Here is a 25,597-nt window from a genome sequence, read left to right on the forward strand (position 1 = left end):
CCAGGCGAGCACGACGGCGGGGTGCGGCTTCCACGGAGGCCGCACCCCGCCGTCGTTTGTCTCTTGCCCAACGAGATGGCACTTAATGCCAATGTTCGCGGCAAACATTGGCATTAAGTGTCACTTCGCGGGGTTGCCTGGGGCCTTGGGAACCTCCGGGATCACCTGCGTGGGAACAGGAACCGGCAGGGTGGACGGACCCAGGCTCGGTGGAAGATCCGGTGTTCCGATGGACGGCGGCGTGATCCCGGGTTCGGGAGTGGGCACATTGCCCGCGTTCCCCGGGGCCTTGGGTGCCTGGGACACTCCGCCGCCTTGGTGCTTGGCGGAGTTGCCGTGGTCCGTGCCCGTCGAAGGCCCGGTTCCTGTGGCTCCGCCGGCACTGTCCGTTGGATTGGGGGCGGTCGGTGCCGGGTGGGCGCCGTTTGTGGGGAGTTCTTCAGCGGGCCCGGCCGGCCGCTCCGGCTGCGGAGCCTTCGCCGGCCCCGGGGCAAGCTGCGACACCACGGAGCCGATGGCCGCGCCGAGATGCTGGAACGTCCCCGGGATCCCGCCTTCCTGCGCGGCCGCCGCCGAGGCACCACCTGCCAGCGTGGCTGCCAGGGCCAATCCGGCAATGGCTGCCCGGCGCTTACGACGGCGGGCCGCGAGTTCGTCGTGGCGCGGAGGCTGGGCGGTGGACCCGCCAACGGACGGAAGGACCGCCGTCGGGTTTTCCTCAACGACAGGCACCAACGCAGTGGCGGCCTCGCCCGCCTGCCCTGCCATCAAGGCGCGCACGGCCTCCGACGGCAACGGCGCCGTGTCAGCCAGCGAGCGCAGGCGGAGCAGTTCGTCGCGGACGCCGGAGCCGTCACGGGCAGCATCGATTCCGGCGTCGGCCAGCAGCTGTTCGACTGCGCGTGCCTTGGTCTGTTCGCTCATGATGTGCCGTTCCTTTTCAGTACACGCTTCCTCAGTGCACCCAGCGCCCTGCGTTGCAACTGCTTCACGGCACCTTGGGACCTGCCCATGATGGCCGCTGTTTCTTCCACGGAAAGGTCTGCCACCACCCGCAAAGCGAGGACCTCACGATGCTCGGTGGCCAATTCTTCCAGGAGCCCGGTCACGCCCAGGGCTCCTACCGCCTGCTCTTCAGCCGATGGCGCCCGCCGGCCATCCAGCTCGGGCTGGTAGGGGGCTGCCTCCGGCGTCCGCTCCTTCCTGCGGTAATGGTCCACCATGCGCGCATGGGCGATGGTGAACAGCAGGGTGCGGGCTCCCTGGAGCCCTCCGTGCAGGCCCTGGAGCTTGGGGTGGAAGGCAAGGAAGACGTCCTGGGTGATGGCCTCGGGATCGTCCACACCGCGGGCACGCAGGTACCCGCACACCTGCCCGGCGAAGTTGTTGTAGGCAGCCGTGAAGAGCAGAGCGGGATCATCATTGTCCGTCTGCAGATATTCGTCAGTTAAAGGCCCAAGCACCCGCGGATGCCTCCATCCACGCAGCGCAGCGACGTCCCGGGCGGGTAAACCACTGCGCTGCCGTCCGTTACGTAGCGGGGCTCCCGGTGATCGACATCAGATCGATTTCGGGGAGCCCCGCTGTTAACCGTAGCCGCTGGCGGTTTAGCGGACAGAATCCAGCGGCGCACCGGGAGCCGAAGGAATGTCGGTGGGAACCTGCGTGGGCAGTTCCGGAGCAGCCGGAACAGCGGGGGTCGCGGGCACGGCCGGCGCGTCAGGGGCACCGGGGACAGCCGGGGTGGCCGGAACAGCAGGTACCGTCGCCGCGACGGAGGCACCGCCGTCGACCTTTGCTCCTGCTGCACCGTCGGCCTTCAGGCCTGCTGCCTTGCCGGCTTCGACCACGGCGGCGCAGTGGGCTTCAACGTTGGCGTCGCCGCCGGCTTCGATCACCAGGGACTCGTAACCGGGCACTTTGGCGTCCGCGGCGAGCCCGCCGCCCAGCAGCGCGGTGCACAGGCCGAACGCCTCGGGGGACGTGGCGTCTTCAACGGCGTCAGCGGCGGTCCCGACGGCGTCTGCGGCCTTGGCCTGGCCCGCTGAGGCAGCGTCGGCTGCTTTTGCCTGGGCGGTGTCGACGGCGTCAGCGGCCTTGTCCCCGCCCGCCGCCACGGCTTCGGCTGCTGTAGTGTTTGCCTGCTCTGCCACGGGAGCCGGGGCGCCAACGGCATCGTGGGCTGCCTGCTGAAGTCCAGCGGGGAGGGCGCCGTTGAAGGCGGCTACGCCGGTTCCGCCGGCCGCAACAGCTCCGGCAGCCAGGACGCCCGCGGCGACTTTGCTGGTGGCAAGGACAGTGAACAAGGACATGGATTCCTCCGTCAAACATTGGGGATTGCCCCGGCAACCGAGGTGCAGCTGCCGGATGATCAGTGTACGGACGTGGCCCGTACTCCCCTTACATCGTTTCTTTCCGTGCAGAGGTTACGCATGGGCTGAAACTTTTTCCGCGCCTGCATCCACAAGGGAAGTTCTGCCCATCGCCGCTGTGCCGCGCCGACGGCTAAGCTCAGGTCATACTTTTAGCCAGGCAGCATCTTGCGGCCAGGCATGACACGACTAGCGCAGGGGGATGCGTCATGGGGCAGGGATTGGTCGGCGCCGACGTCGCGGATCTGCGGCGGTTGTCCAAGCTGATGGACTCCGAGGCGGAGAAGATCACCACGCTCCAGCGCCAGCTGGGCTCGCTGATCGACAACGGACACTATTGGAAGGGCAACGACGCCGAGCGCTTCCGCAGCCTCTGGCGCAGCGACCTCCACGCGCGCCTCGCGGCTGCCGCGCTGTGTCTGAAGACGAATGCCCGTACTCTGCGGCTCAATGCTGACCAGCAGGAGCAGGCATCGGTGGGATCTGCGGGTCCTGGCGGCGCGGGCGGGTCCGGCTCCGGCTCCGGCGCGGGCGGGTCCGGTTCCGGCGGCTCCGGCGCGGGCGGGTCCGGCTCCGGCGCGGGCGGGTCCGGCTCCGGCGGGTCCGGCTCCGGCGGGCTCCCCGGATTCACCACCGGCCCCCGGACCTACGGGCCGGTCACGGTGGAGGGTTACGGCTCGGTGGGCGTGGAAGGCACCGGGCAGGTCAACGGCTCCGTGGGTCCGCATGGCATAGACGTTGAGGCGACGGGCGAGGTGTCAGCCGGGGGTCGGGCAGTCTTCACCGCAACCAGCGAAAACGGTCCGGTCAGCTCGTCCATCACCAACGAGACCTTCATTGGTGCACGGGCCGACGGCGGACTAGATGCCAGCGTCCCCTTCGGATTTGGTTTGCCGGAGTTTCAGGCCACTGGCGAAGCCTTTGTCGGCGTCGAGAACATCACCACAGCCAAGAGCGACTTCTTCGATGGCTGGGTCAACAGCACCAGCACCGCCCGTTTCATGACCGGCGCCGAGGCAGAAGCACACGCCGTGGGCAGCGGCTTCCTGTTCTCCCCCGGCGGCGAGGCCTTCGCGGGCCAGAAGGTCACGCTCACCCAAGAGACCGAGTTCGCCGGCGGCCTGTTCACCACCGGCCAGGGCACCGAGCTCCGCGGCGGCGCGTGGGCCAGTGCCGGACAAGGCGAACTGAGCGTGGACAAGTCGGACAAGGTCACGGGCGGAGCATCCAGTGCGGGGGCCGGAGCCGAGCTGACGCAATCCCAGTATGTTGAAGTCCTGGGCCAGCGCCTCGCCACGTCAGCCACTGCGGCTGTCGGCGCGGGTGAGGGCTACAACTTCACTGCATCCTTGGACGAGGACGGTTTCACCCTCGGAGTTGGGGCCAAGATCACGGCTGAAATCGGCCTGGGCGCCGGCGCCGAAATCACCATCAGCCCCTCAGGATTCATGGAATCCGTGAGCGGCTTCGCGGACTTCATCACCAAGTAGACATACCGGCCACCCATTCCACGAAAATCTGCCGAAAGGGCCCCATGACCTCGCAGCAAGTGTTTCCGTCCGCTACGTTCCCTGCCTACCCCGCCATCTCCCTCACTCCCCCTGCAGAGTGGACGCCGGATGTGGTCCCGGACGCCCTCGGTGCGCTGAAGGGCCCGGTCATCGACGGCGAGTACACGGCGAACGTGGTGATCTCCGTGTCCCGGCGCACCCCCGGCTATCAGCTGCAGGACATTGCTGCCTCGGTGGATGCCTTCATGGCCACCTTGCCGGATGCTGTTCTGCTCGGTACTGAACCAGCCGTGATCAATGGCCGTCAGTGGCATGTGCGGGAAGCCCGGTACACACATCCGGAGGCCGGATCCCTGACGCAGTTCACAGCGGTCACAGTGGTGGACCAAGGCGTTGCCGCCGACGTCGTTCAACTCACGGGTAGCTGCCGCCTCCAGGAAGACGACCACAAAAAGGCCATCTATTCGTTGGTGGCCAGCGCAGAGGTTAGCGCCGCACCCTCGCAAACAGCGGTGGGGCACGGGCCCTCAGCCCGCTGACGAAGCCTTGGCCCTTGCCTCCTCGATGAGCCGGAGCACCGCCACTGAGTCCGCCGGATCCACCGGTGCCGGAAGCGCGGAGGCTGTACCGCCGTCGTTGATTTTTTCCGCGAGGAGACGGTAGAACTCCGGGTAGGCGCCGCGTTCTGTGGGAACAGTTCTGCGGCGCCCGTCGGCTTCCAGAGTGCCATGGTTTTCGGAAGGCTCGACGCCGTACTGCGGATCCGTGGGCAGCCCACCTCCCAGGACAAACGGCTCCTGCGGGTCCACGCCATACTTCACGAAGCCGCCGTGGGTGCCCAGCACCCGGAACCGGGGTCCGTGGAGATGGCTGGTGAGGTTCAGGCGCACGTGGCTCACCACGCCGGAGTCATGGCTGAGGGCGATGAAGACATCGTCATCTGCGCGTTCCTGGGGTCGGCGGGCAGCGATCTCCGCGTACGTGACCTGCGCCGGCCCGAAGAACCGGAGGGCAAGGTCCAGCACATGCGAGCCCAGATCGAAAAGGACGCCACCGCCGTCGTCCACCGCGGCACCGGCTTTCCATGCTTTGGCGATGTCCGGCGCCCACCGTTCCATGCCGGACTCGAACCGGGTCACGGTACCCAGCGCCCCGGCGTCGAGCAATTTCTTCACGGTGAGGGCGTCACCGTCCCAGCGGCGGTTTTGGTACACGGTGAGCACGCGGCCAAGCCGCGCGGCGAGTTCGATCAGTTCCCCGCCGTCCGCACTGTGGACCACGAAAGGCTTATCGACGACGACGTCGAGCCCGGCTTCCAGCGCCGCTTTCGCAAGCGGGTAGTGGGTTGCGGGCGGTGTGCCAAGGACCACCAGGTCAAGCTGGTCCGCGTGGGCCAGGATGTCCTGCGGGGTGTTGACGATCGTTGCCTGGGGGTAGGTGGCCGCGGCCTTGGCCTGCCGGTCGGGGTCCGACGTGGCGATGATGGCCAGATCATAGGCAGGGTTGGCGGCGATGAACGGCGCATGGAAGACGCTGCCGGACAGACCAAAGCCCGCAACGGCAGTACGGATCCTCGAGGAAGTCATGTGCCTAGGCTACCGATGCTCTCTCACCTAACGCCCCTTCTGCCCCGATGCTCTCTCACTCCCCTGAGGAAAGCGATAGAGGATCGGGCGAAAGGGGTGTTTTGGTGAGAGAGGATCGGGCGAAAGGGATGTTTTGGTGATAGAGGATCGGGAAGGGGAAGGCCGGGGCTCCTGCCGCGGACCTTGGCATCAACCATGGGTCGCGGGGAGTCCCGGCCTTCTTTGAATCAGGCTGCGGGCGTTACTTCTTGGCGCCCTTTTCCCAACCGATGGTGGTCCAGTCAGGAACGTTGGACAGGCTCTTGAACAGCGACGGCCCGTAGTTGGCCAGGCCGGTCCGGACGAACTGGATTTCCGGACCGTTCAGGACGGTACCCATGGAGAAGTACTTCTCCATGTGCTTCTTCTCGACCTCCATGGCGGCCTTGTTGCGCTCAGCGTCATCGGCGATGGTTGCCAGGCGCTTGATTTCGGCGTCGAGCTCAGCGTCGCCCAGGCCGTTCTCGTTGGTTGCGGAGTCGTAGTACTGCTTGACCGCGTCCGTGGCGTCCGGACCCACGGTGTAGCCGGAAATGGTCACATCGAAGTCGCGGGTACCAACAACCTTGCCGAAGTCGGCGTCACCGCGCTGGTCGATGGACACGTCCATGCCGGCGGCCTGGAGCTGCTTCTGCAGGGTCTGGGAGGTGGCAGCCGTGGTGGGATCGTCACCGAAGTTGGTGATCTTGAAGGCAACCGGAACGCCGTCCTTGGCCATGATGCCCTTGTCATTGGCGGTGTAGCCGGCGTCGGTCAGGACCTTCTTGGCTGCCTCGGCGCCCGATTCCTTGACGGGGTAGTTGTCCTGGTAGTACTCGGAGAACGGCATGAGCATCATTGAGCCCGAGCTCTCTTCGGACCAGTTCAGACCGTTGAAGCGGACATCGCGGATGGCTTTGCGGTCGACGGCGGTGAAGATCGCCTTGCGCACGGCCACGTCGGTCAGGGCCGGGCGCTTGGCGTTCAGGTTCAGGCCACCGGCGAACAGGCGCTGGCCACGCCGGATGTCGGCGTCCTTGGTGCCTTCGAGCTGCTTGTAGCGGCCCAGGGTGCGGCCGTTGGCTGCATCAATTTCGCCGTTCTTGAACGCGGCGATCGTTGCGCTGGGCTCCATCTGCCGCCACACGATCTTTTCCAGAACCGGCTTCTGGCCCCACCACTTGTCGTTGGGAACCATGGTGACCGTCTTGGCGGTGGTGTCGTAGTTGTCGATCTTGAACGGACCAGCCATCCATTCGGGGTGCATGTCACCCGCGAAGCCCTTGTTGAAGATATCCGGGGTGTTCACTGCGGGGTGGATCAGGCCAAAGAACAGGCCTTCCAGCGGGAAAACCGGCTGGGTGGTGGTGACGATGACTTCCTTGTCATTGGCGCCGGCCTTGACCGAATCAACGAACGCGTAAGCACCTGCGGAAACGATATCGATGGACGTATCCTCGCCCTTGAGCATGTTCCAGGTGTTCTCGAACGTCTTGACGTCGATCGGCGTTCCGTCGTTCCAGGACGCCTTGTCGTTCACCTTGATGGTGATGGTCTGCTTGCCATCCTTGACTTCGCTCTTGACCTCTTCGCAGAAGTCCTTGTTCGGCTCGGCCTTGCCGTCGAAGTCGAGCTTCCAGCAGCCGCCGATTCCGCCACTGTTGATGGAGGCGACGTTAACCGGGGTCATCAGGGCCGAGGTGTCGGCGCTGTTGCCCACATTGGAGAAACCATTGAAGTCCGGGCCGATGCTGCCCACAGCCAGGGTGACAGTGCCGCCCTGCTCCAAGTCTTTTGCTTCCTTGGCGTTGACGCTGATCAGCTTGCTGATGTCGCCGCCACTTTCTTCTGCCTTCTGGGAGGCAGGACCCGACGGCGTTCCCCCGCCGCAAGCGGTCAGCATCAGTGCAGCTGCAACTGCTACGCCGCCAATCGTCGTGTACTTCTTCATGGTTTACCCTTCATTTTTTACGACAGGATTTTGCGAGTTGAATACAGGGTTCAGTTGAGTCATGTGTCGTCAGGCATGCACCACCAGCATGTCGGCATCAATCTCTCCGTCAGGGAAGAAGCATGCAAATTCCTGACGCTGATCCGCTTCCGAAGCCAGGGGCGGCTCCAGATTAAGGCACTTCTCCTGCTTGGCAGGGGGAAGCGCGGCGAAGACAGGGCAACGAGTCGCGAAGTTACAGCCTTTGGGAGCATCCAACGGGCTCGGAAGGTCTCCCTGAAGGATGATGCGTTCCCGCGTCCGCTCAAGGCGGGGATCCGGCACGGGGATCGCGGACAGCAGCGCCCTGGTGTAGGGGTGGCGGGGGTTATCGAACACGTCATCGACATGTCCGGTTTCCACGATCTTGCCCAGGTACATGACCGCTACACGGTCGGAAATGTGACGAACCACGGAGAGGTCGTGGGCCACCATCAGGTAGCTCAGCCCGAGTTCGGCGCGGAGCTGGTCCAGGAGGTTGATGACTCCTGCCTGGACGGAGACGTCCAAGGCGGAAACGGGTTCGTCCAGCACTACGAGCTTGGGGTTGACGGCAAGCGCCCGGGCGATGCCGATGCGTTGCCGCTGGCCGCCGGAGAACTGGTTGGGGAAGCGGTTGACGTGGTCAGGCTGAAGGCCCACCAGCCGCATAAGCTCCATGATGCGCTTCCGGATGGCCGCCTTGGGCATGCCCAGGTTCTCCAGCGGCTCGGCAAGGACCTCGTACACCGTGAACCGCGGGTCCAGGGCACCCGTTGGGTCCTGGAAGACCATCTGCATTTCCTTGCGCATGGCCAGCTTTGTCTTGTTGTCCGTGGCAGCTTTGTTGCTGACCCCGCCGATCACCACTTCACCCACCTGGTCCGGGTGGAACTCCATGATTTCCAGCAGGGTGGTGGTCTTGCCGCAACCGGACTCGCCTACGATCGACAGGCACTCGCCCTCGCGGATGTCGAAGCTCAGCCCGTCCACGGCCTTGACCGTGCCGATCCTCCGCTTGATGAGGGCCCCCTTGAGGAGCGGGAAGTGCTTCTTGACGTCCTTGAGTTCCAGGACCTTCCGGCGCTCAAGGCGGGTGACGCCGTCGAACTTTGACACCGGCTGGGGCGGCGCGTGGAAGATCTCGTGCGCGTCAGCGTCGCCGGACAGTTTGTCCGACTTAATGCATGCGGCGTGATGACCGGCGACGGCGGAGCCGTCCGGAGCGGTAACCGGCCAGAGTGTGGGCTCACCATCGAGGCACTCCTGGCTGGCCAACGGACACCGCGGCGCAAAGGAGCAGCCGGTCACAGGCAGGGTGAGGTTGGGCGGCGTTCCCTCGATCGGAACCAGCGACTGCTTGGTGGACGTATCCACCCGGGGAACCGCTCCCAACAGTCCCAGCGTGTACGGCATGCGGGGGCTGTAATAGATGTCCTCCACAGTCCCGGTTTCCACAGGCTTGCCCGCGTACATGACCATGATGTCGTCGGCCATGCCCGCCACGACGCCGAGGTCGTGCGTAATCATGACTACCGCAGCACCGGTTTCCTCCTGCGCCGTGTGCAGGACTTCCAGCACCTGCGCCTGGATGGTGACGTCCAACGCCGTCGTGGGTTCATCGGCGATCAGCACCCGAGGATCGTTGGCGATCGCAATGGCGATCATGACGCGCTGGCGCATGCCGCCGGAAAATTCGTGCGGGAAGGCTTTGAGCCGGTCCTTCGGGCTCGGGATGCCAACCATCCGCAAAAGTTCGACGGCGCGGGCTTCTTTGGCTTGTTTGCTCATGGTGGGGTTGTGCACCGTGAGCGCCTCCGTGATCTGGTTCCCGATGGTGTACACGGGGGTCAGGGAGGACAGCGGGTCCTGGAACACCATCGCGATATCGTTGCCGCGGTGCTTGCACATGGCTTTGTCGCTGAGGCCCAGGAGTTCCTTGCCTTTGAAGCGCACCGAGCCGGTGATGTCTGCGGTTTCCGGGAGCAGGCCCATGATGGCCATGGACGTGACGGACTTGCCGGAACCGGATTCACCGACGATGCCCAGGGTTTTTCCGGGCATGAGGTCGAAATCGACGCCGCGGACAGCGTGGACCACGCCGTTTTCGGAGTTGAAACGGACGTTGAGGTCGCGGACGCTCAGGACGGCGTCGCCCGGGGCGTAGAGCCCTGCGTCGCGGAGTCGCTCGGCTGGTGCCGGGGAGCTGGCCGACTGGGAGATGTTGGTGCTCATTTGCTGGTCTTCTTTGCGGTCTTTGACTTTGCGCGGCCAATGGAACTGGAGCTGGGGTCGAAGGCGTCACGGAGGCCGTCGTTCATCATGGCCAGTGAGCCGGTCAGGAGGAACATGACAATCAGCGGAACCCAGAACATCCACGGGAACGAGGACACCTGGCCGGTGGCCTGGCCGATCAGGACACCCAGGCTCACGTCGGGGAGCTTGATGCCTATACCGATGAAGGAGAATGCCACCTCGGCCAGGACCGCGCCGGTGATGCCGCGCGTGAAGTCGAGGACCAGCAAGGAACCGATGTTCGGTACGAGGTGCCGCCACACGATCCTGCGGGACGGGACGCCCATGTACTTTGCGGCTTTGACGTAGTCGCGCTGCATGAGGGACATGGACAGCGAGCGCACCAGGCGGGCCGTGCCCATCCAGCTGAAGAACAGCAGCACGATGATCAGCAGAAGCCAGCTGGGCAGGTCCTTGAGTCCCCCGCCGCCGCTGGTTGCCACGGCCACCACCAGGATGGCCGGCATCATGATGAGGGCCTCGAGGATGAACAGCATGGTGGCATCCACCTTGCCGCCGAAGAACGCCATGGTGCAGCCGTACACGGCGGAGATGAGGACCGAAATGCCACCCACGATCAGGCCGATGAAGATCGAAATGCGGGTGCCCTCGACGATCAGCGAGAAGAGGTCGATCCCGGCCTGCGTGGTGCCAAAGAAATGCTCGGGGGACGGTCCCATGCCGATGTTGAGGGGGTCGATGGTGTCTTTGTCCCACGGCGTCAGGAAGCCGCCGAAGAGGGAGAAGAGAAACAGCGCCAGGAAGATGATGAGTCCGGCGACGGCGGTCTTGTTGCGCATGAAGCGCCGGAAGATGATGCGGGACTTCCCGATCACGACGTCCTGGTCCGAGACACGTGACTCGTCGATTTCGGCGATGGGATCGATGATGTTGGTCATTACTGGACCCTCACTCGCGGATCAACCAGCGTGGTGGCGAAGTCGGCCAGGATGGCACCGATGGCGAAGATCACCGAACCATAGGCCAGCGTGGCTGTGGCGACGTTGACGTCCTGGAGCCCGATTGCCTGGATGCTCCACAGCCCGATGCCGGGCCAGGCGAAAATCGCTTCGGCGAAGAAGCCGCCCGTGAAGATCGCTGGAATGGTGAAGGCTATGCTCTGCGCAACGGGGATGAAGGAGACCCTGAGTGCGTGGCGCCGGATGGCCTGGTTGCGCGTCAGGCCCTTGGCGCGGGCTGTGCGGACGAAGTCCGCGTTCACGTTGTCCAGGAGGTATTGCCGTTGGGCGATCTGGTAGCCCGCCCAACCGAAGATGGTCATCGCGAAGGTGGGCACGGCGTAGTGGGCCACAAGGTCGACGAAAGCCGGCCAGCCCGGGTCGATTCCCGGCGTCGAAATTCCGGTGACGAAGAAGATCCGTTCGCCGACCGTCTCATTGATGCTGATGGCGCCCAACTGAACCAGGAAGTAGGCGATGGGGGCGGGAAGGATGTGGACCAGGTAGCTGTAGGACGTGATGACACGGTCCTGGTACTTGTACTGGCGCGCAGCTGAGTACACGCCCAAGGCCACGCCGATGATCAGGGTCAGGATGATCGAGGCTATGAACAGCCGCGTTGAGACCATCACGCGGTCGGCGAATTCGGCGTTGACGTACGCGCCGTTGGGGCTGCGGCCCCAGTCCCAGCGGGTGATGATGCCGCCGAGCCATTCGACGTACCGCTCCCAGGCATTCTTTTCAGGGTCCAGTCCGAGTCCCCGGAAGGACGCTGCCACCTGTTCAGGTGTTGGCCGGGGAATCTTTTCCTGCTCCAGCAATGCCGGCTTGAGGGAAGTTACGGCCAGGAAGTAGCCCGCACTGGTGGTCAGGAAGATCATGATCAGGTAGATGCCCGATCGCTTTGCAAGGTATTTCAGCATGTCGGGCGGCTGCCCTCGATCTTGGCAAAGCTCAATGGTCGTCCTTCCGCGGTTCCCGGCTGTGGCCGGTGTCAGCAACGAATTGGCGCAGGGGAACTTGTACCCCCAAACCCCTTCAGTGATCACCGGCCTGGTATGGCATGGGTCACATTCAAGAGGAAACTACCACAATAACTGCTTCACGTTTTGCTTCAACGAGTCCAGTTTCACGCCTGCAGCCAGATTGTTATGTGCAGACTGCGTCATATTTACGACGCCGGAGCTACTTAGGCGCGCAGGTCACCGCCGCAACAACCGGGCAAGCTAGCGGACGCTGCCCAACAGCCTGCTGACGAGGTCGCGCCAGGAATCAGTAAGCCGGGTGGGTGAGACGCCGTGCACCCGGACGTCGTTCACGATCCGTTCGGGGTCCAGTGCGGAAATCAGCGTCATCGCCATCACCCAAGGATCCGCGATGCCGGCTTCGCGCAGCAGGACCTCGATATGTCGATGCGCCAGAAGCGTGGCCGGCACCTCAAAACGGTTCCGCGTAGAAGCGCCCGCCGCCTTCCACAGGTCGCCGTACTCCAGGACGAAGTAGATCCGGCCTTCCCCGAAGGCCACCAACCGGTCCGCTGGAGGCGCACCGGGGCCCAGGGGCGGCGGCCCAAACATGAAGCCACGCTGGAACTCGGATTCGGAGTCGCTCAGCAGTGTCATCATCAGCCCCGCACGGCTGCCGAAACGCCGGAACACGGTCCCCTTGCCCACCTTGGCCTTGCAGGCCAGCGCATCCATGGTGAGTGCTTCTGCGCCGAACTCCTCCACCAGCTCCCGGGCAGCACATAGCAGCCGCTCACGGTTCCGGGCAGCATCACTGCGCTCGTGCGGCGGCCCGAAGGGCACTTCCGGCTGGAGTGGGATCGAGCTCACAAGAAATATTCTAGACCCGGGAATAGAAAGCGGACCGCAGTCCGTTTAGTATCGGTGAAGGCCCCAACTTCCAAAGGAGACATCATGTCCAGCAGCACCGTCCTCACCCTCGTCGGCAGCCTCCGCGCCGATTCCCACAACAAGAAGCTGGCTGAAGCCATCCAGCTCAACGCCCCTGAAGGCGTCGAAGTCCAGATCCACGAGTCCTTGGGCAACATCCCGTTCTACAACGAGGACATCGACGTGGAGGGCCGGATCCCCGCCGAGGCCGCAGCCCTCCGCGACGCCGCTTCCAAGGCAGACACCATCCTCCTGGTCACCCCCGAGCACAACGGCACCGTGCCCGCCTCCCTCAAGAACGCCATCGACTGGCTGTCCCGCCCCTTCGGCGCCGGCGCCCTGGCAGGCAAGCCGACCGCCGTCGTCGGAACCGCCTTTGGCCAGTACGGCGGAGTCTGGGCGCAGGACGAAGCCCGCAAGGCCGTTGGCATTGCCGGCGCCAAGGTCCTGGAGGACGTCAAGCTGGCCGTTCCCGGTTCCATGGTCCGCTTCGCTGAACTGCACCCGAAGGACGACGCAGAGGTCGTTGAGCAGATCAAGGGCATCTTCGAGCCCCTGACGGCCGTTCAGGAAGAAGCCGCAGCCTAGCCGTTGCACCCCCAGCGCCCCCGTTCTGCTTGCTTGCCCCTTGCGGATCGGGGGCGCTGCCGTGTCCGCTCGCGGCGTGACCAAGTCTTGTCCTAACCGTCACCGAAGCGGCATGTTCCTGCCGCCGGCATCGGCCTAACGTTGAACTACGGGTGGACGGACAGGAGCGTGGGGCTGTCATGCGTGCCGGGCGGGGATCGGAAAGTACGACGGCGATCGCGGCTGCCTGCCTCATGGTGGCTTTGTGGGTGGCTGGCTGCACGGCCCCCGAAGGTTCGATGAGCCCGGCCGCTTCCGGCACTCCGGCCTCCGCAGCAGTGGCTACGCCACCCGGCGCGTCGGGCGCAGCCCCATCCAGCGACACTTCCGTTGATGACGGTCCGGTGTTGCCTCCCACTGCTGCCGGTGGATCTCCCACCACCGCGCCCCCGGCGCCCGGAAGCCCGTCCACTGATACACCTGCGACGGGTTCAGGCTCTTCAGGTTCTGCCGGATCATCCGGTTCCGCGGGTTCGTCCGAACCCACAAGTCCGCCCGGGTCGGCCAGCCCGCCCGGGGCGGCCAGCCCGCCGGCGCCAGGTACCGGCGTCGTGCCTTCACCGAAGCCAACCGCCACAGCACTTTCGCCGTCCGATGCTGCAGCAGCCGCCAGGGCTGCGGCCCTGCCACCCGACGCGATCGACCTGGGACCGGCTGTCTACTACGTGGCGGTGGACGACGGCGGCGCCCGGGGCGTCCGGTTCGGTTGCAATGACAGCCTCGTGCCTGTGCGCGGCGCGGCGATCCCCGGCGACCCCCTGACCGTAGCCCTCAGCCGCCTGCTGGACGCCGGCATGCCCGTGGACAGCGATGCCGGACTCTACGACTCCCTGGCCGGATCGTCGCTGCGTTTCCTCTCCGGCTACGTCAGCGGGTCAACGGTAGTGGTCAATCTTGGCGGCTCGCTGCAACCCGGCGGTGTGTGCGACATTCCGCGGATCGAAGCCCAACTGACGCACACCGTGGTGTCGGCGAGCGGCGCGTCCAGGGCAGAGATCTACATCAACGGCCGGACGCTGGCGGATGTGCTTGGTGTGGGGTGAGGTCCGCCTCCCCGTGATCAGGCAGTGGCGATGGCCAGAACACGGCGCAATGCCCAGGCGATACGAAGGACAGCAAAAGCAGACGCGAAAGCCATGACGAAAACCACTGCTTCCGGAATCCACAGGCCGGTGGCGTGGTCACCTTCCAGAACCACGGTGGTGAGGGCGGCAACCAGAAGAAGCCCCAACCCGGGAATGGCGAACAGAAAGACCTCGCCTATCTGCCGGCGATGCGTGGCGGTCAGCCTTTCCAGCGGAAGTTCCTGCTGTCCGGGAGCGGCTTTCTTGCCCAGAACGTTGATCAGCATGGACACGCTCGTGAGGGTCAGGCCCGCAGTAGCACCTGCCAGCGTGGCGAGCGTCTGGAAGAGGGTGCGCCGGGCGTCCGTACCGACGTTCTCCAGCATCAAAGGACGCTGTGCAAGCACCGCCAGGCCCAACCACACCAGGACCAGCAGAAGCGCCCAGACATAGTCCGCTTTGGGATGCAACAGGAACCACCGCCAGAGTGTTCGGCGGCGGCCGCTGCGTTGGATATCAACCTCGTACAAGCTCATGACCCGCACCACCTTGTGTTCCCGCAGAATCAGCTCCGACGGAGACCGGCGTTCCGGGCTGCTCCTCCCGCGCGGCCACCTCCCGCGCCGCCTGTTCCTCCCGCGCCGCCAGCTCCCGGGCAGCGGCCATTCCGCCGGCTACCAGGTCCGGGACGAGCCCCGGTTCCGCCGAGCCCCTGACCTCCGGGAGCGTCCTGGCCAAGAAGGCCTCGTTGTCCTTGGCCTGACGATTGAGGATGGCGATGGCCTGGGCAGTGGACTTGGCGGGATCGTTGAGGACATCGGACTCGACCTCCACGTGCGAGACAAACCGCTCCTTGAGGAGATCAACGATTTCACGGTCTCCATTGACGGAGTCCCTGCCCTCGGCAACCACGTAATCGAAGTGCTCCACGGAGCCGGACCTGCGGAACAGGTCGATCAGCCGCTGGATCCGTTCCCGGATGCGTTGCTTGTCCTCCGTGGTGCCTGAGCGGCCCACACTGAGGGAAAGCCGGAAGGTCCCTTCCGTCATTAGGCGTGATGCGCTGTCGAGGACATCGGCCCACTCACCCTCCATCAGCTTCCCCGTCAGCCGCTCGGCGGGCAGGGCGAACTCGAAGCGGCTCACCTCGAGCCGGGCCAGGATCTCCTCCACATCCTCCCTGACCACCGGAAGCAAGCCGAAGTCCAGTCCCAGCATTCCGTCCAGGTATTCAGCGAGCCGCGGTGGCCTGGGGCCGTTGCCGCTGGTCAGCACCGCCATGACATTGCGCTTCAGGAAGGCGAAGTACGTGGTTTCCAGCAGGTGGTCCCCCGGCGCCAATGGCAAGGGTTTCCGCCTGCCCAGGGCATCACCGACGCTGGGCAGGTTGGAATACCGGACCCGGTCCAGCACAAGCACCGGAGCCGGAGACATGGCTGCAGTCTGGGCCAGCAGGACCGTTCCGTCAGCGCAGGTGAAGTGCCTGTCCGTTCCGGCCTGCCGGGCGTTCGCCAGGACCTCTGCCACACGGCGGGCAGGAAACGGCCGGGTGAGGGGGAAGCCGTTGAGCTGGTCGATGCGCCAGAACTGGACGCTGCGCCTGGCCATACTGCCACCCTTCCTTGCCCTGTTCCGTCGCCTTCCCGCGCCTGCGGGACTCCGGCCTGCGGGCCTTCTGCCTGATTGATCCCAAGCTATCGGCGGGGTCCGACAATAAAGCCAGGTGCCGCCGTCGTACTTTGCGTGGCGGCAGTTACAGCGAGTACTTGGGACCGTGCGCGAACAAGGCGTCCATCTCGTCGTGGCTGCGTGTTCCGGCAAGGCCGGACCAGTTGCCGTCCCCCAGAATCTCGTGGGCCACCTTCGCGACCTTGGCGTAAGCAGCCTTCGCCGTGTTGCCACCGATACTGACCCTGCGGACTCCGGCGTCGTGCAGTTCCAGGGGCGACGGCGCCCCCACTCCCGCCAGGGCGTTCACGGGAGCCTGGATGTGGCTGCACAGCTCGTGGAGGACGTGCAGGTCCACGACGCCGGGGACGAAAATGCCGCTGGCACCAGCGGTGAGGTACGACCCTGCGCGGAGCAGCGTCTCCTCGTAGGCTGTTTCGGGGTAGTGGCCGGAGAGGTATGTGTCCGTCCTGGCATTGATGAAGAGTGGGACGCCGCGTTCGTCGGCCGCGGCCCGGATCAGGGCGATGCGGCGTGATTGTTCGGCCACGTCCGTCAGTGGCTCCTCGGCGGAGTCCTCAATGTTGATTCCCACGGCCCCTGCGTCCAGGACCGCATGGACCGTAGCCCGCAGTTCGTCGTCGGTACGGCCGTAACCGGTCTCGATGTCCGCGGTAACCGGGAGCTTGGTGGCACCGACGATCCGGCCCAACGCAGCCATGGCCAAACCCCAGGGAACATGGTCTCCGTCCCGGAAGCCCAGGCTCCAGGAAACCGCCGAGCTTGAGGTCGCGATCGCCGTCGCCCCCGCCTCCTGGACCACTCGCGCGGAGGCCGCGTCCCAAACATTCACGAGCACCAGCGGCGTGGGCCCCGCGTCGTGGAGCTTGGTGAACAGTTCGGCTTTGGCTGCTAATGCTCTGTGCGGTGTCATAGGTACATTCCAGCCCGTGGCGCAATCGGCGTAAAGTCACCAATGTCTGGAAACAGATGTTGCCTTATTGGCAACCAGCGGGGGTATCCTGTCACTGTGACCCACGAAACACTGGATGCCGGCACCACGCTGCCCGCTGAAGCCATCGACGCCATCGAACGTGCCGCCACAGCCGCGCACCCGCATGAAGAACTGTTTTCAGCGCGGGCCGCGAACATCAAACAATCCGCGGTACGCGATGTCTTTGACATCTCCATGCAGCCCGGACTCGTGTCCCTTGCCGGCGGAAATCCCTACCTGCAGTCCCTGCCTCTGGAGAAACTGGGACAGACTGCCGCCCGGATCATCTCCGAAGAAGGCATGACCGCGCTTCAGTACGGCGGCGGACAGGGCACCGAGGAGTTGCGCCGGCAGATCTGCCGGATCATGGCCGCCGAAGGCATCAACGACGCGACGCCGGAGAACATCGTGGTCACGGCCGGTTCGCAGTCAGCACAGGATGTCGCCACCAAAGTCTTCTGCAACCCGGGGGACGTCGTCCTGGTGGAAAACCCCACTTACGTGGGTGCCTTGAACACGTTCGAGGCCTACCAGGTGGAGGTGGAGCCAATCGATATGGACGACGACGGTCTGGTACCTGAGGTCCTTGAGGCCAGGATCGCGGCGCTCCAGGCAGCAGGCAAAAGCATCAAGTTCCTTTACACGATCCCCAATTTCAACAACCCGTCAGGCATCACGCTGGCGCAGGAACGCCGTCAGCAGATCGTCGATATATGCCGCACTGCGAATATTCTGGTCCTCGAAGACAATCCCTACGGGCTCTTGAGGTTCGACGGCCATCCCATCGCCCCCATGCGCGCTGCCAACCCTGACGACGTCATCTACCTTGGCTCCTTCTCCAAGATTTTCGCACCGGGCCTGAGGATTGGTTGGGCGCTGGTTCCCGCACATCTGCAGCGCCGGTTCTACCTGGCCTCCGAATCGGTGACGCTGTGTCCGCCGCCACTGAACCAGATGCTCATCTCGGCATACCTCCGCGATTACGACTGGCAAGGCCAGATCGAAACCTACCGCGGACTGTACGCAGAACGGTGCCGGGCGTTGCTGAAGGCCCTCGACGAATACATGCCCGACGGGGTCACCTGGACCCGGCCCGACGGGGGCTTCTTCGTGTGGGTCACCCTTCCGCAGGGGGTGGATACGTACCCGTTGCTGGGCAAAGCCATCGACGACGGCGTGGTCTTCATCCCCGGGGCGGCGTTCACGCCCGCGGACGGCCCGTCCAACAAGCTCAGGCTGGCCTTCAGCGCCGTGCCTCCGGATACGATTGCCGAAGGCGTCCGCCGCCTGGCCCCTGTTTTGGCAGAGGCCATCCAAGCCACCACCAAAGGAGCAGCATCATGACCGACGTCGTGATCGTAGGAGTAGACGGCAGCGAAACGGCACTCAGGGCTGCGAGGGCAGCCCAGCAACTGGCCATCGGACTTGGCGCCACCTTGCGCGTGGTCAGCGCCTTCGACAGCAACCGGACCGAAGTCGTGGAAATCGGCACGGACAAATGGATCGTCTCCGATGCCGCGGAGGCTGAGGCCGTGGCAAAGGCTGTCGCCGAACAACTGACCGACGAGCGCCTGAACGTCACCTTCTCTGCCGCACGCGGAAAGCCCGGTGAGGCGTTGGTCAAGGAAGCGGAGATGCTGGACGCGAAACTCATTGTGGTGGGAAACCGCCGCATGCAGGGTCTGGGCAGGGTCCTTGGCAGCGTCGCCAATACCGTGGCCCATACTGCTCCTTGCGACGTGTACATCGCCAAGACCGATCAGCCGTAAAGCGAGCTGAATCACGCAGCCGGGTGGGGAGACTCACCCGGCTTTTTGCGTCTTCAGAGCAAGTGGAGAAACTGAACCGTTATAAAATTGAGATGCCCCCAACGGCGTGAGCCACCTCCACCCACCTCAACTTCCAGGGGATCTTTCTTGCTTACTCTGCAGCCGCGCCAGCGCGTCGGACACGACATCCTGCTTGCCCGCCACGGCAACAACATCAGCACCATGCGTTTGGATCGCGGCAACGACCGTGTGATCGCATTGCTGGATGACGGCTCCTGGGACAGCGCCCCCAACACGATCTCCCCCAGCCTGGAAATGCCCGAAACCATGGGCAGCATCTTCCGCAAGGACTGGCGTTTCCTCTCCGTAGCCTTGGTGGGCATGCTCACCGTGGCTGCCGTGGCCATGGGCATCAGCGTGGAGATGGCCAACCACATGTCCACGTCGGAACTCCAGGCGCTGCTGGTCAACTACCCGGCCTTCTAGGCGGGCTGGCAGCCGCAGCCTGGCTTTCCAGTAGCCCGCACGATCACACCATCCAGCCGCGCAGCAGCCACCACAGCCCGGCGATGACGCCCCCACCGAACAGCGATCCCGCGATGACCTGCCCCAGGGTATGGGCCCGCAACACCACGCGGGACCAGCCAACGGCCGGGATGAGCAGCAGCACCGGACTCCACGCCGGTCCGAACATCAGGACCACAATGACGGCAGCGGCGGAGATGGCAGACCCGTGGCCGCTCATCTTCCAAAAGGCGCTGACGACTGCCAGGACCGCTATTCCGCCGATCAAGGCAATGATCATGACCGATACACTGGCGGGTCCATGCAGCCACTGGAGCACGGCCAGTCCGGCCAGAACAGAGACCAGGGACAAAAGGAGCAACGGCGTCCGTTGGCGCCTGTCGCTGACATGGTGGTCAGTAATCCGACCCAGCTTGACCAGCACCAGCACATAACCCAAGGGCAGCACGCAGGTAAAGAAGGCAGCCAACGCCCCAAACCAGGCGGTTCCCGGGAAACCCGGCTCGATGGCGGGGCTGATCAGCAGCAGCAGCGTCACCACCACCGGAGGCTGAAAAACCTCCGTCAGCCCGCGGGCGAAGGTGCGCCACGGCCCGGTGAGAAGCTGTGGTGCGGCCAGGGGCCGGGGTGCCGTCTGCGGATCAATCAAGCAACAGCGCCGGTTCTTCGAGAATCGCGGCGACATCCGCCATGAAGCGGGCTGACAGGTCCCCGTCCACTACCCGGTGGTCAAAAGAGCCGCCCAGCGTGGTGATCCACCGCGGAATGACCTCTCCGTCAAGGACCCAGGGCTTCTGCTTGATGGTGCCAAACGCAATGATGGCCACCTCGCCGGGGTTGATGATCGGCGTCCCGGTATCGATGCCCAGGGCACCGATGTTGGTGATGGTCAGGCTCCCGCCCTGCATCTCCGCCGGCTGGGTTTTGCCGGCCCTGGCCTTGGTAGCCAGCTCATTCAGGGCAAGTGCAAGCTCTTTGAGCGAGAGGTCCTGCGCGTCCTTGATGTTGGGAACCATGAGCCCGCGCGGGGTAGCGGCCGCTATCCCAAGGTTCATGAAGTGCTTGATCTGGATCTCTGCGCCACCCTTGCCGTCCGCGTCCTCTACCCAGGTTGCGTTAACGCTGGGGTTGCGGGCGGCCGCCCAAATCACGGCTTTGGCCAGAATGAGCAGCGGGGAGACCTTGATGCCTTCGAAATCACGGGAGGCCTTGAGGCGCTTGACGAACTCCATGGTGCGGCTGGCATCGACGTCCACGAAGATGCTCACGTGCGGTGCAGTGAACGCCGAATCGACCATGGCTTTGGCCGTCGCTTTCCGCACGCCCTTGACCGGCACACGCTCGATCCGTTGCTCCTGCGGCTTCTTGGAAGCTCCCCAGAAGGTGTCTGCCTTGTCCAGTTCGGCGTCGCGCTGCGCCTGGTAGCTGACCAGGTCCTCGCGGGTCACTTCCCCACGTTCACCGGTAGCCACGACGTCTGCCAGGTCGATTCCCAGGTCCCGGGCAAACTTGCGTACCGGGGGCTTGGCCAAAACCTTGTTGACCAGGCCGCTGATGGTGCCGCTGATGGCAGCGCCCCTGGAGGCGGGGGGAACGGGAGCGGTTACCGTGGCGGCACCTTCCGGGGCCGTCACCCTGGCCGGGGCTGTCCCCGTGGCCGCACCTTCCGGGGCCGTCGCACCGGCGGGGGTCGCAGCGGCCGGGGCCGCAGGACGGACGACGGCGGGAGTTCCGTGCGGTCGGTGAGGCGCCGGCGTCCGGGCTGCTTCGGCTTCGAGGACAGCCTGGTTGTCCTGGACTGTCCCTTCAGCGTTTTCGTCGACATGAACCGGGGCGACCGGCGACGCAACCGGACGTTTGCGCGGGCGGCGCTTCACGGCGTCGGCCTTTGGACCGGAGCCCACCAAGGGTCCGCCGGCGAGGGCATCCCCTGAGTCGGCGGGAAGCTTGCCGTAGGTCGGCGCCGCGGAGTCGTCAGCGGACAAAGTGCCGTGGATCGGCGTGAAGCTTTCCTCGGCGTCGGCAGCTGGCGCCTGCTGGGCCGTGTTGTCCGGGGCGACCGCCGGGGAGTCACCTGGCTGGTTATCGGAGACCGCCACGATGGGCGTGCCCACTTCCACAGTGATGCCTTCTTCAACCAGCAACTCGGTTACCGTGCCCGCAAACGGAGAAGGCAGCTCGACGAGGGACTTGGCCGTCTCAATCTCGCACAGGACATCATTGATCGCGACCGTGTCGCCGGGCTTGACCTTCCAAGCCACGACCTCGGCTTCGGTCAGGCCTTCGCCAACGTCCGGAAGGTTGAATTTCTTTACAGTCACAGTGGTCCTCGGTTTCCGTGCGCCCTGCAGTAGCGGGCTGGATCAGGGCGGGTTAGTAGGCCAGGGAGCGGTCGAGGGCTTCGAGGATCTTGTCGATGTCCGGCAAGTAATCTTCCTCGACCTTCGCCACGGGGTATGGCATATGGAAGCCACCGACGCGGATCACCGGGGCTTCCAGGTGCAGGAAGGCCCTCTCACCGATACGGGCAGCGATCTCGCCGCCGATACCACCGAACGTGGGAGCCTCATGGGCGACGATCAGCCGTCCGGTCTTTTTGACGGAGGCTTCCACGGTGTCGAAGTCCAGCGGCGAAATCGAACGGAGGTCAATGACCTCGATGCTTCGTCCGTCTTCAGCGGCGGCGTTGGCCGCAGCCAGTGCGACGGGAACCAGCGGGCCGTAGGCCACGATGGTTGCATCTGTCCCCTGACGGATCACGTGGGCCTTGAAAGGATCTTCGGAGAGTCCCGCGTTCTCCACATCCACCTCACCCTTGAGCCAGTACCTGCGCTTGGGTTCGAAGAAGATCACCGGGTCCGTGCACTCGACGGCTTTCTGGATCATCCAGTAGGCATCGTGGGCATTGGAAGGCGAAATGATACGGAGGCCGGCCGTGTGGGCGAACAATGCTTCCGGCGACTCCGAGTGGTGCTCCACGGAACCGATGCCGCCGCCGTACGGGATACGGATGACCACGGGTACCGTCAGTTGGCCGTGGCTGCGGGCATGGATCTTGGCGAGCTGTGTGGTGATTTGGTTGAACGACGGGAACACGAATCCGTCGAACTGGATCTCGCAGACGGGCGAGTAGCCCCGCAAGGCCAGGCCAATGGCGGTACCGACAATGCCGGACTCAGCCAGGGGGCTGTCCACCACGCGGTCTTCGCCGAACTCCTTGATGAGGCCGTCAGTAACCCGGTAAACACCTCCAAGGTGGCCGATGTCCTCACCCATGAGCAGCGACTTGGGGTTGTTCTTCAGTGACGCGCGAAGGCCCTCGTTGATGGCCTTGGCTATGGTCATGGTTGCCATCAGTTGGATGCCTCCTCTTCGCCTTCAAATCCTGCGGAATATTCCTCGAACCACGCTAGTTCTTCGGCGATCAGGGGGTGCTGCTCGGCGTAGACATTGGCAAATGCGTCCCGGATGTCCGGCACTTCGAGGCCATGCGTGGTTTCGCGGACGTACTTCGCGAGCTCGTCGCCGTCCACCTTGACCTGCTCGAAGAACGCCTCGTCCGCGAGGCCCTCGGACCGGAGGTACTTCTCAAGGCGATCCAGGGGGTCCTTTGCACGCCATGCGGCTTCCTCGGCCGATTCGCGGTACTTGGTGGGGTCGTCGGCGGTGGTATGCGCCCCGAGCCGGTAAGTGTAAGCCTCGATGAGGACCGGGCCCCGACCCTCGCGGGCATGCTCCAGCGCCCACTCGGTAACGGCGTGGACGGCGATGACATCGTTGCCGTCCACCCGGATTCCGGGGAAACCGTAGCCTTTGGCACGATTGGCCAGCGGCACCTTCGTCTGTACTTCAGTGGGCACAGAGATGGCCCAGTGGTTGTTCTGGCAGAAGAACACCACCGGGGCGTCGTAGGAGGCTGCGAAGACCATGGACTCATGGACATCGCCCTCCGAACTGGCGCCGTCACCGAAGTAGGCGATGACAGCCGCCTTGGGATCGGTGGAGTCCCGGGCCATTTTCTGGTCACGCTGGATCCCCATGGCGTACCCGACCGCGTGGAGTGTCTGGGCCGCAAGCACCAGCGTGTACAGGTGGAAGTTGTTCTGGCGGGGATCCCATCCGCCGTTGGAGATGCCCCGGAACTGGCGCAGCAGTTCCGCGAGGTCCACGTTCCGTACCAACGCGACGCCGTGCTCTCGGTAGGTGGGGAAGATGTAGTCCTGCGCCTGGCTCGCGTGCCCGGAACCAATCTGTGCGGCTTCCTGGCCGGTCAGGGGTACCCAGAGCGCCAGCTCACCCTGCCGCTGCAGGGCAGTGGCTTCCTGGTCGAAGCGACGGATCCGCGCCATGTCAGCGTAGAAGGTCCGCAGCTTCTCAGGGTCGATCCGCTTGGCGTAGTCGGAGAACACGGGGTCGCTGCCCAGCGTCCCGTCGGGGCCGAGCAACTGGACCATCTCCACGGATTCCCCGGACGCAGCTACCGCTGCTGAGGTAGCCGCCAGAGTGTCATAGGCCCCAGGGGGCAGTTGTGTCGAGCCCATTCCGTCTCCTTGCTTGCCGCGGCGGATGCCGTGCAATGTCTGTCGCTGGGATATATGCCCATTCAGGAATGCATTCCTGAATGGGCATATACATTGGCTTTCGGTCCTTACTTTATCCGTAGTAAGTACCGTAGGCGCATTTGTTAACCGCTAGGAACCCGCGGGTGCCTTTGTATAACCCGCACATAACTTGAGGAACCGGGTGTTGGCTTCGACCTCGCCGATGCTGACCCGGACACCCTCATTCCCGAAGGCCCTGACTGACAAGGCCTGTTCCGCCGCGAGGGCCGCGAATTCGCCACTGTTCTCGCCCAGATTCAACCAGACGAAGTTCCCTTGCGCCTCCGGCACGAACCATCCGAGGCCTCGCAGGCCCGCAGTCACACGGTCCCGCTCGTCAACCAGGCTTTGTACCCTTTCGACAACTTGATCGAAATTCTCCAGAGACGTAATTGCGGCGCGTTCCGCGATTTGGGAAACAGCAAAAGGCGTGGCGGTTACCCGAAGGTGCTGGGTGAGCAACGGGCCCGAAACACTGTAGCCGACCCGGAGTCCGGCCAAACCGTGGGCCTTGGAGAAGGTCCTGAGCACCACCACGTTGGGGTATTTGCGGTAAAGCTTGATGCCGTCCACGGCAGCTTGGTCACGAACGAATTCCTGGTAGGCCTCGTCGATCACCACCACGACATTGGGCGGCACCGACTGGATGAAACGTTCTGTTTCCTCTGCAGTGAGGATGGGGCCGGTGGGGTTGTTCGGCGTGCACAGGAGGATGACCTTGGTACGCGCCGTCACTGAAGCGGCCATGGCCTCCAGGTCATGGCGCCCGTCCGGGAGCAGTGGGACCTGCACACTCGCGGCCCCTGCAAGTCCGACGCAGATCGGATAGGCCTCGAAGGAACGCCAGGCATAAATCACCTCGTCCTGCTTGCCGTCGTCATTCTGCCCGGCGAATGTTGCGAGGATTTGGTTAAGCGCGCCCAGGCTTCCGGCACCGGTGACGACATCGTCAGCGGGAACATCCAGGAATTCTGCCAGAGCAGTGCGCAGCTTGGTAGCCAGGGGGTCGGGGTAGCGGTTGATGTCCGACTGGTCGGCGATGGCCTGCAACACTGCAGGAATCGGCGGCAGGGGGTTTTCATTCGACGACAGTTTGTAGCTGGTGAGGCCCTCAATTGCTGCCGGAGGTTTGCCGGCGGCATACTTGGGGAGCCTGTCCACGACCGGCCGAGGGAGTACGCCCTCCGGTGCGTTGTCAGTAGTAGTCATGGGTTCAAGACTACTTGCCCGCATCGGGTTGTTCCCGGGCTGTTTAACAGGTCCATATGACAGCATTGGCCCATGGGTTCATTCATCATTCGCGTCCTCATCAACGGTCTGGCCCTGTGGGTTGCCAGTTGGCTGCTGGATGGACTGGAGATCACAACGTCCGCCACGGAGCAGGTAGCTGCCAATGCCGGCCTGACGGAAAGCGCTGACACCGCAGGCATTGTGCTGGCATACCTCTTCATCGGCTTGATTTTTGGTGTGGTCAACGCTTTCGTCCGCCCATTGGTGAAGTTCCTGTCCCTTCCCGTGACGATTCTGACACTGGGTCTTTTCACGATCGTCATCAATGCCGGAATGCTGTACCTGACGGCATGGTTGAGCAGTTTCACCCCGGTGCATCTGACTATCGACTCGTTCTTCTGGACTGCCATTCTTGCCTCGATCATCATCAGCATCATCAGCTTGGTGGCCGGACTGATCCCGGGTGCCCGCAAACGCTGATAACCTGCTCGCCCGGGGGTAGGGTCCGTGGGTG

General features: G+C 64.3%; 25 protein-coding genes. 8 read left to right on the forward strand and 17 right to left on the reverse strand.

Translation table 11 applies throughout. The features are described 5' to 3' along the window. Positions 1 to 120: 120 nt before the first annotated feature. From ACSVIE_RS04050 to ACSVIE_RS04060, 3 genes are all read right to left on the reverse strand, one after another. On the reverse strand, positions 121 to 924 hold the full coding sequence (locus tag ACSVIE_RS04050; RefSeq protein ID WP_442423080.1) for a hypothetical protein: 804 nt from the start codon (positions 922 to 924) through the stop codon (positions 121 to 123). Further along, positions 921 to 1,463: an RNA polymerase sigma factor gene (locus tag ACSVIE_RS04055; protein WP_442423081.1), complete on the reverse strand. Its 543-nt coding sequence runs from the start codon at positions 1,461 to 1,463 to the stop codon at positions 921 to 923. The genes ACSVIE_RS04050 and ACSVIE_RS04055 overlap by 4 nt, the downstream gene beginning before the upstream one ends. A 144-nt stretch (positions 1,464 to 1,607) precedes the next feature. Beyond that, a complete protein-coding gene (locus ACSVIE_RS04060) occupies positions 1,608 to 2,312 on the reverse strand; it encodes a hypothetical protein (RefSeq protein ID WP_442423082.1) in 705 nt (234 codons plus the stop codon). Between the two features lie 269 nt (positions 2,313 to 2,581). Between ACSVIE_RS04060 and ACSVIE_RS04065 the strand changes: the two genes are divergently transcribed. Both ACSVIE_RS04065 and ACSVIE_RS04070 read left to right on the forward strand, forming a co-directional pair. After that, positions 2,582 to 3,862 (forward strand): hypothetical protein, encoded by a 1,281-nt coding sequence (locus ACSVIE_RS04065; protein WP_442423083.1) that lies wholly within the window; start codon positions 2,582 to 2,584, stop codon positions 3,860 to 3,862. Positions 3,863 to 3,906: 44 nt separating this feature from the next. Then, the gene (locus ACSVIE_RS04070; RefSeq protein WP_442423084.1) at positions 3,907 to 4,422 is read left to right on the forward strand and encodes a hypothetical protein; all 516 of its coding nucleotides are present in this window, start codon (positions 3,907 to 3,909) and stop codon (positions 4,420 to 4,422) included. Here the strand turns inward: ACSVIE_RS04070 and ACSVIE_RS04075 are convergent. The 6 genes from ACSVIE_RS04075 to ACSVIE_RS04100 form a co-directional block, all read right to left on the reverse strand. Continuing rightward, positions 4,411 to 5,469 (reverse strand): Gfo/Idh/MocA family protein, encoded by a 1,059-nt coding sequence (locus ACSVIE_RS04075; protein ID WP_442423085.1) that lies wholly within the window; start codon positions 5,467 to 5,469, stop codon positions 4,411 to 4,413. The genes ACSVIE_RS04070 and ACSVIE_RS04075 overlap by 12 nt on opposite strands. 241 nt (positions 5,470 to 5,710) lie before the next feature. Further along, positions 5,711 to 7,438, reverse strand: coding sequence for an ABC transporter substrate-binding protein (locus tag ACSVIE_RS04080; RefSeq protein WP_442423086.1), 1,728 nt, complete (start codon positions 7,436 to 7,438; stop codon positions 5,711 to 5,713). 69 nt (positions 7,439 to 7,507) lie between these two features. Then, the gene (locus ACSVIE_RS04085; protein WP_442423087.1) at positions 7,508 to 9,691 is read right to left on the reverse strand and encodes a dipeptide ABC transporter ATP-binding protein; all 2,184 of its coding nucleotides are present in this window, start codon (positions 9,689 to 9,691) and stop codon (positions 7,508 to 7,510) included. Next, positions 9,688 to 10,650: an ABC transporter permease gene (locus ACSVIE_RS04090; protein WP_442423088.1), complete on the reverse strand. Its 963-nt coding sequence runs from the start codon at positions 10,648 to 10,650 to the stop codon at positions 9,688 to 9,690. The genes ACSVIE_RS04085 and ACSVIE_RS04090 overlap by 4 nt, the downstream gene beginning before the upstream one ends. Further along, positions 10,650 to 11,633, reverse strand: coding sequence for an ABC transporter permease (locus ACSVIE_RS04095; protein WP_426004673.1), 984 nt, complete (start codon positions 11,631 to 11,633; stop codon positions 10,650 to 10,652). The genes ACSVIE_RS04090 and ACSVIE_RS04095 overlap by 1 nt, the downstream gene beginning before the upstream one ends. 303 nt (positions 11,634 to 11,936) lie before the next feature. Further along, positions 11,937 to 12,545, reverse strand: a complete 609-nt coding sequence (locus tag ACSVIE_RS04100) for a TetR/AcrR family transcriptional regulator (protein ID WP_426004674.1) — start codon at positions 12,543 to 12,545, stop codon at positions 11,937 to 11,939. Between the two features lie 84 nt (positions 12,546 to 12,629). Here ACSVIE_RS04100 and ACSVIE_RS04105 point away from each other — a divergent pair, with 84 nt between their 5' ends. Both ACSVIE_RS04105 and ACSVIE_RS04110 read left to right on the forward strand, forming a co-directional pair. Beyond that, positions 12,630 to 13,193 (forward strand): NAD(P)H-dependent oxidoreductase, encoded by a 564-nt coding sequence (locus ACSVIE_RS04105; protein ID WP_442423089.1) that lies wholly within the window; start codon positions 12,630 to 12,632, stop codon positions 13,191 to 13,193. A 179-nt stretch (positions 13,194 to 13,372) separates the two neighbouring features. Further along, a complete protein-coding gene (locus ACSVIE_RS04110; protein ID WP_426004677.1) occupies positions 13,373 to 14,275 on the forward strand; it encodes a GerMN domain-containing protein in 903 nt (300 codons plus the stop codon). 17 nt (positions 14,276 to 14,292) lie between these two features. Here ACSVIE_RS04110 and ACSVIE_RS04115 read toward each other — a convergent pair whose 3' ends face one another. The 3 genes from ACSVIE_RS04115 to ACSVIE_RS04125 form a co-directional block, all read right to left on the reverse strand. Continuing rightward, on the reverse strand, positions 14,293 to 14,832 hold the full coding sequence (locus tag ACSVIE_RS04115; RefSeq protein ID WP_426004678.1) for a hypothetical protein: 540 nt from the start codon (positions 14,830 to 14,832) through the stop codon (positions 14,293 to 14,295). Beyond that, the gene (locus ACSVIE_RS04120) at positions 14,813 to 15,904 is read right to left on the reverse strand and encodes a hypothetical protein (RefSeq protein ID WP_426004680.1); all 1,092 of its coding nucleotides are present in this window, start codon (positions 15,902 to 15,904) and stop codon (positions 14,813 to 14,815) included. The genes ACSVIE_RS04115 and ACSVIE_RS04120 overlap by 20 nt, the downstream gene beginning before the upstream one ends. Before the next feature lie 145 nt (positions 15,905 to 16,049). After that, positions 16,050 to 16,898: an isocitrate lyase/PEP mutase family protein gene (locus ACSVIE_RS04125; protein WP_426004681.1), complete on the reverse strand. Its 849-nt coding sequence runs from the start codon at positions 16,896 to 16,898 to the stop codon at positions 16,050 to 16,052. Between the two features lie 96 nt (positions 16,899 to 16,994). Here ACSVIE_RS04125 and ACSVIE_RS04130 point away from each other — a divergent pair, with 96 nt between their 5' ends. The 3 genes from ACSVIE_RS04130 (at position 16,995) to ACSVIE_RS04140 (ending at position 19,213) form a co-directional block, all read left to right on the forward strand. Further along, positions 16,995 to 18,302 (forward strand): aminotransferase-like domain-containing protein, encoded by a 1,308-nt coding sequence (locus ACSVIE_RS04130; RefSeq protein ID WP_442423090.1) that lies wholly within the window; start codon positions 16,995 to 16,997, stop codon positions 18,300 to 18,302. Then, complete coding sequence (locus tag ACSVIE_RS04135) at positions 18,299 to 18,727, forward strand: universal stress protein (RefSeq protein ID WP_426004684.1); 429 nt, start codon at positions 18,299 to 18,301, stop codon at positions 18,725 to 18,727. Before ACSVIE_RS04130 ends, ACSVIE_RS04135 begins: the two co-directional genes overlap by 4 nt. 147 nt (positions 18,728 to 18,874) lie before the next feature. Continuing rightward, a complete protein-coding gene (locus ACSVIE_RS04140; protein ID WP_426004685.1) occupies positions 18,875 to 19,213 on the forward strand; it encodes a hypothetical protein in 339 nt (112 codons plus the stop codon). Between the two features lie 43 nt (positions 19,214 to 19,256). Here ACSVIE_RS04140 and ACSVIE_RS04145 read toward each other — a convergent pair whose 3' ends face one another. The 5 genes from ACSVIE_RS04145 to ACSVIE_RS04165 form a co-directional block, all read right to left on the reverse strand. After that, positions 19,257 to 19,871 carry a phosphatase PAP2 family protein gene (locus ACSVIE_RS04145; protein ID WP_426007617.1) on the reverse strand — a complete coding sequence of 205 codons (615 nt, stop codon included), beginning with the start codon at positions 19,869 to 19,871 and terminating at the stop codon, positions 19,257 to 19,259. 22 nt (positions 19,872 to 19,893) lie between these two features. Then, positions 19,894 to 21,573 (reverse strand): 2-oxo acid dehydrogenase subunit E2, encoded by a 1,680-nt coding sequence (locus ACSVIE_RS04150; protein WP_426004686.1) that lies wholly within the window; start codon positions 21,571 to 21,573, stop codon positions 19,894 to 19,896. Between the two features lie 52 nt (positions 21,574 to 21,625). Next, positions 21,626 to 22,606: an alpha-ketoacid dehydrogenase subunit beta gene (locus tag ACSVIE_RS04155; RefSeq protein WP_426004687.1), complete on the reverse strand. Its 981-nt coding sequence runs from the start codon at positions 22,604 to 22,606 to the stop codon at positions 21,626 to 21,628. Then, entirely contained in the window at positions 22,606 to 23,793 is a 1,188-nt protein-coding gene (gene pdhA, locus ACSVIE_RS04160) for a pyruvate dehydrogenase (acetyl-transferring) E1 component subunit alpha (RefSeq protein ID WP_442423091.1), read from the reverse strand. Before pdhA ends, ACSVIE_RS04155 begins: the two co-directional genes overlap by 1 nt. A gap of 150 nt (positions 23,794 to 23,943) precedes the next feature. After that, positions 23,944 to 25,062, reverse strand: a complete 1,119-nt coding sequence (locus ACSVIE_RS04165; RefSeq protein ID WP_442423092.1) for a histidinol-phosphate transaminase — start codon at positions 25,060 to 25,062, stop codon at positions 23,944 to 23,946. A 72-nt stretch (positions 25,063 to 25,134) separates the two neighbouring features. On the opposite strand from ACSVIE_RS04165, the gene ACSVIE_RS04170 reads away from it, so the two are divergent. Further along, positions 25,135 to 25,563 carry a phage holin family protein gene (locus ACSVIE_RS04170; protein ID WP_426004692.1) on the forward strand — a complete coding sequence of 143 codons (429 nt, stop codon included), beginning with the start codon at positions 25,135 to 25,137 and terminating at the stop codon, positions 25,561 to 25,563. Positions 25,564 to 25,597 lie beyond the last annotated feature (34 nt).

Source organism: Paenarthrobacter sp. NCHU4564, assembly GCF_052156435.1.
Lineage (GTDB): Bacteria > Actinomycetota > Actinomycetes > Actinomycetales > Micrococcaceae > Arthrobacter.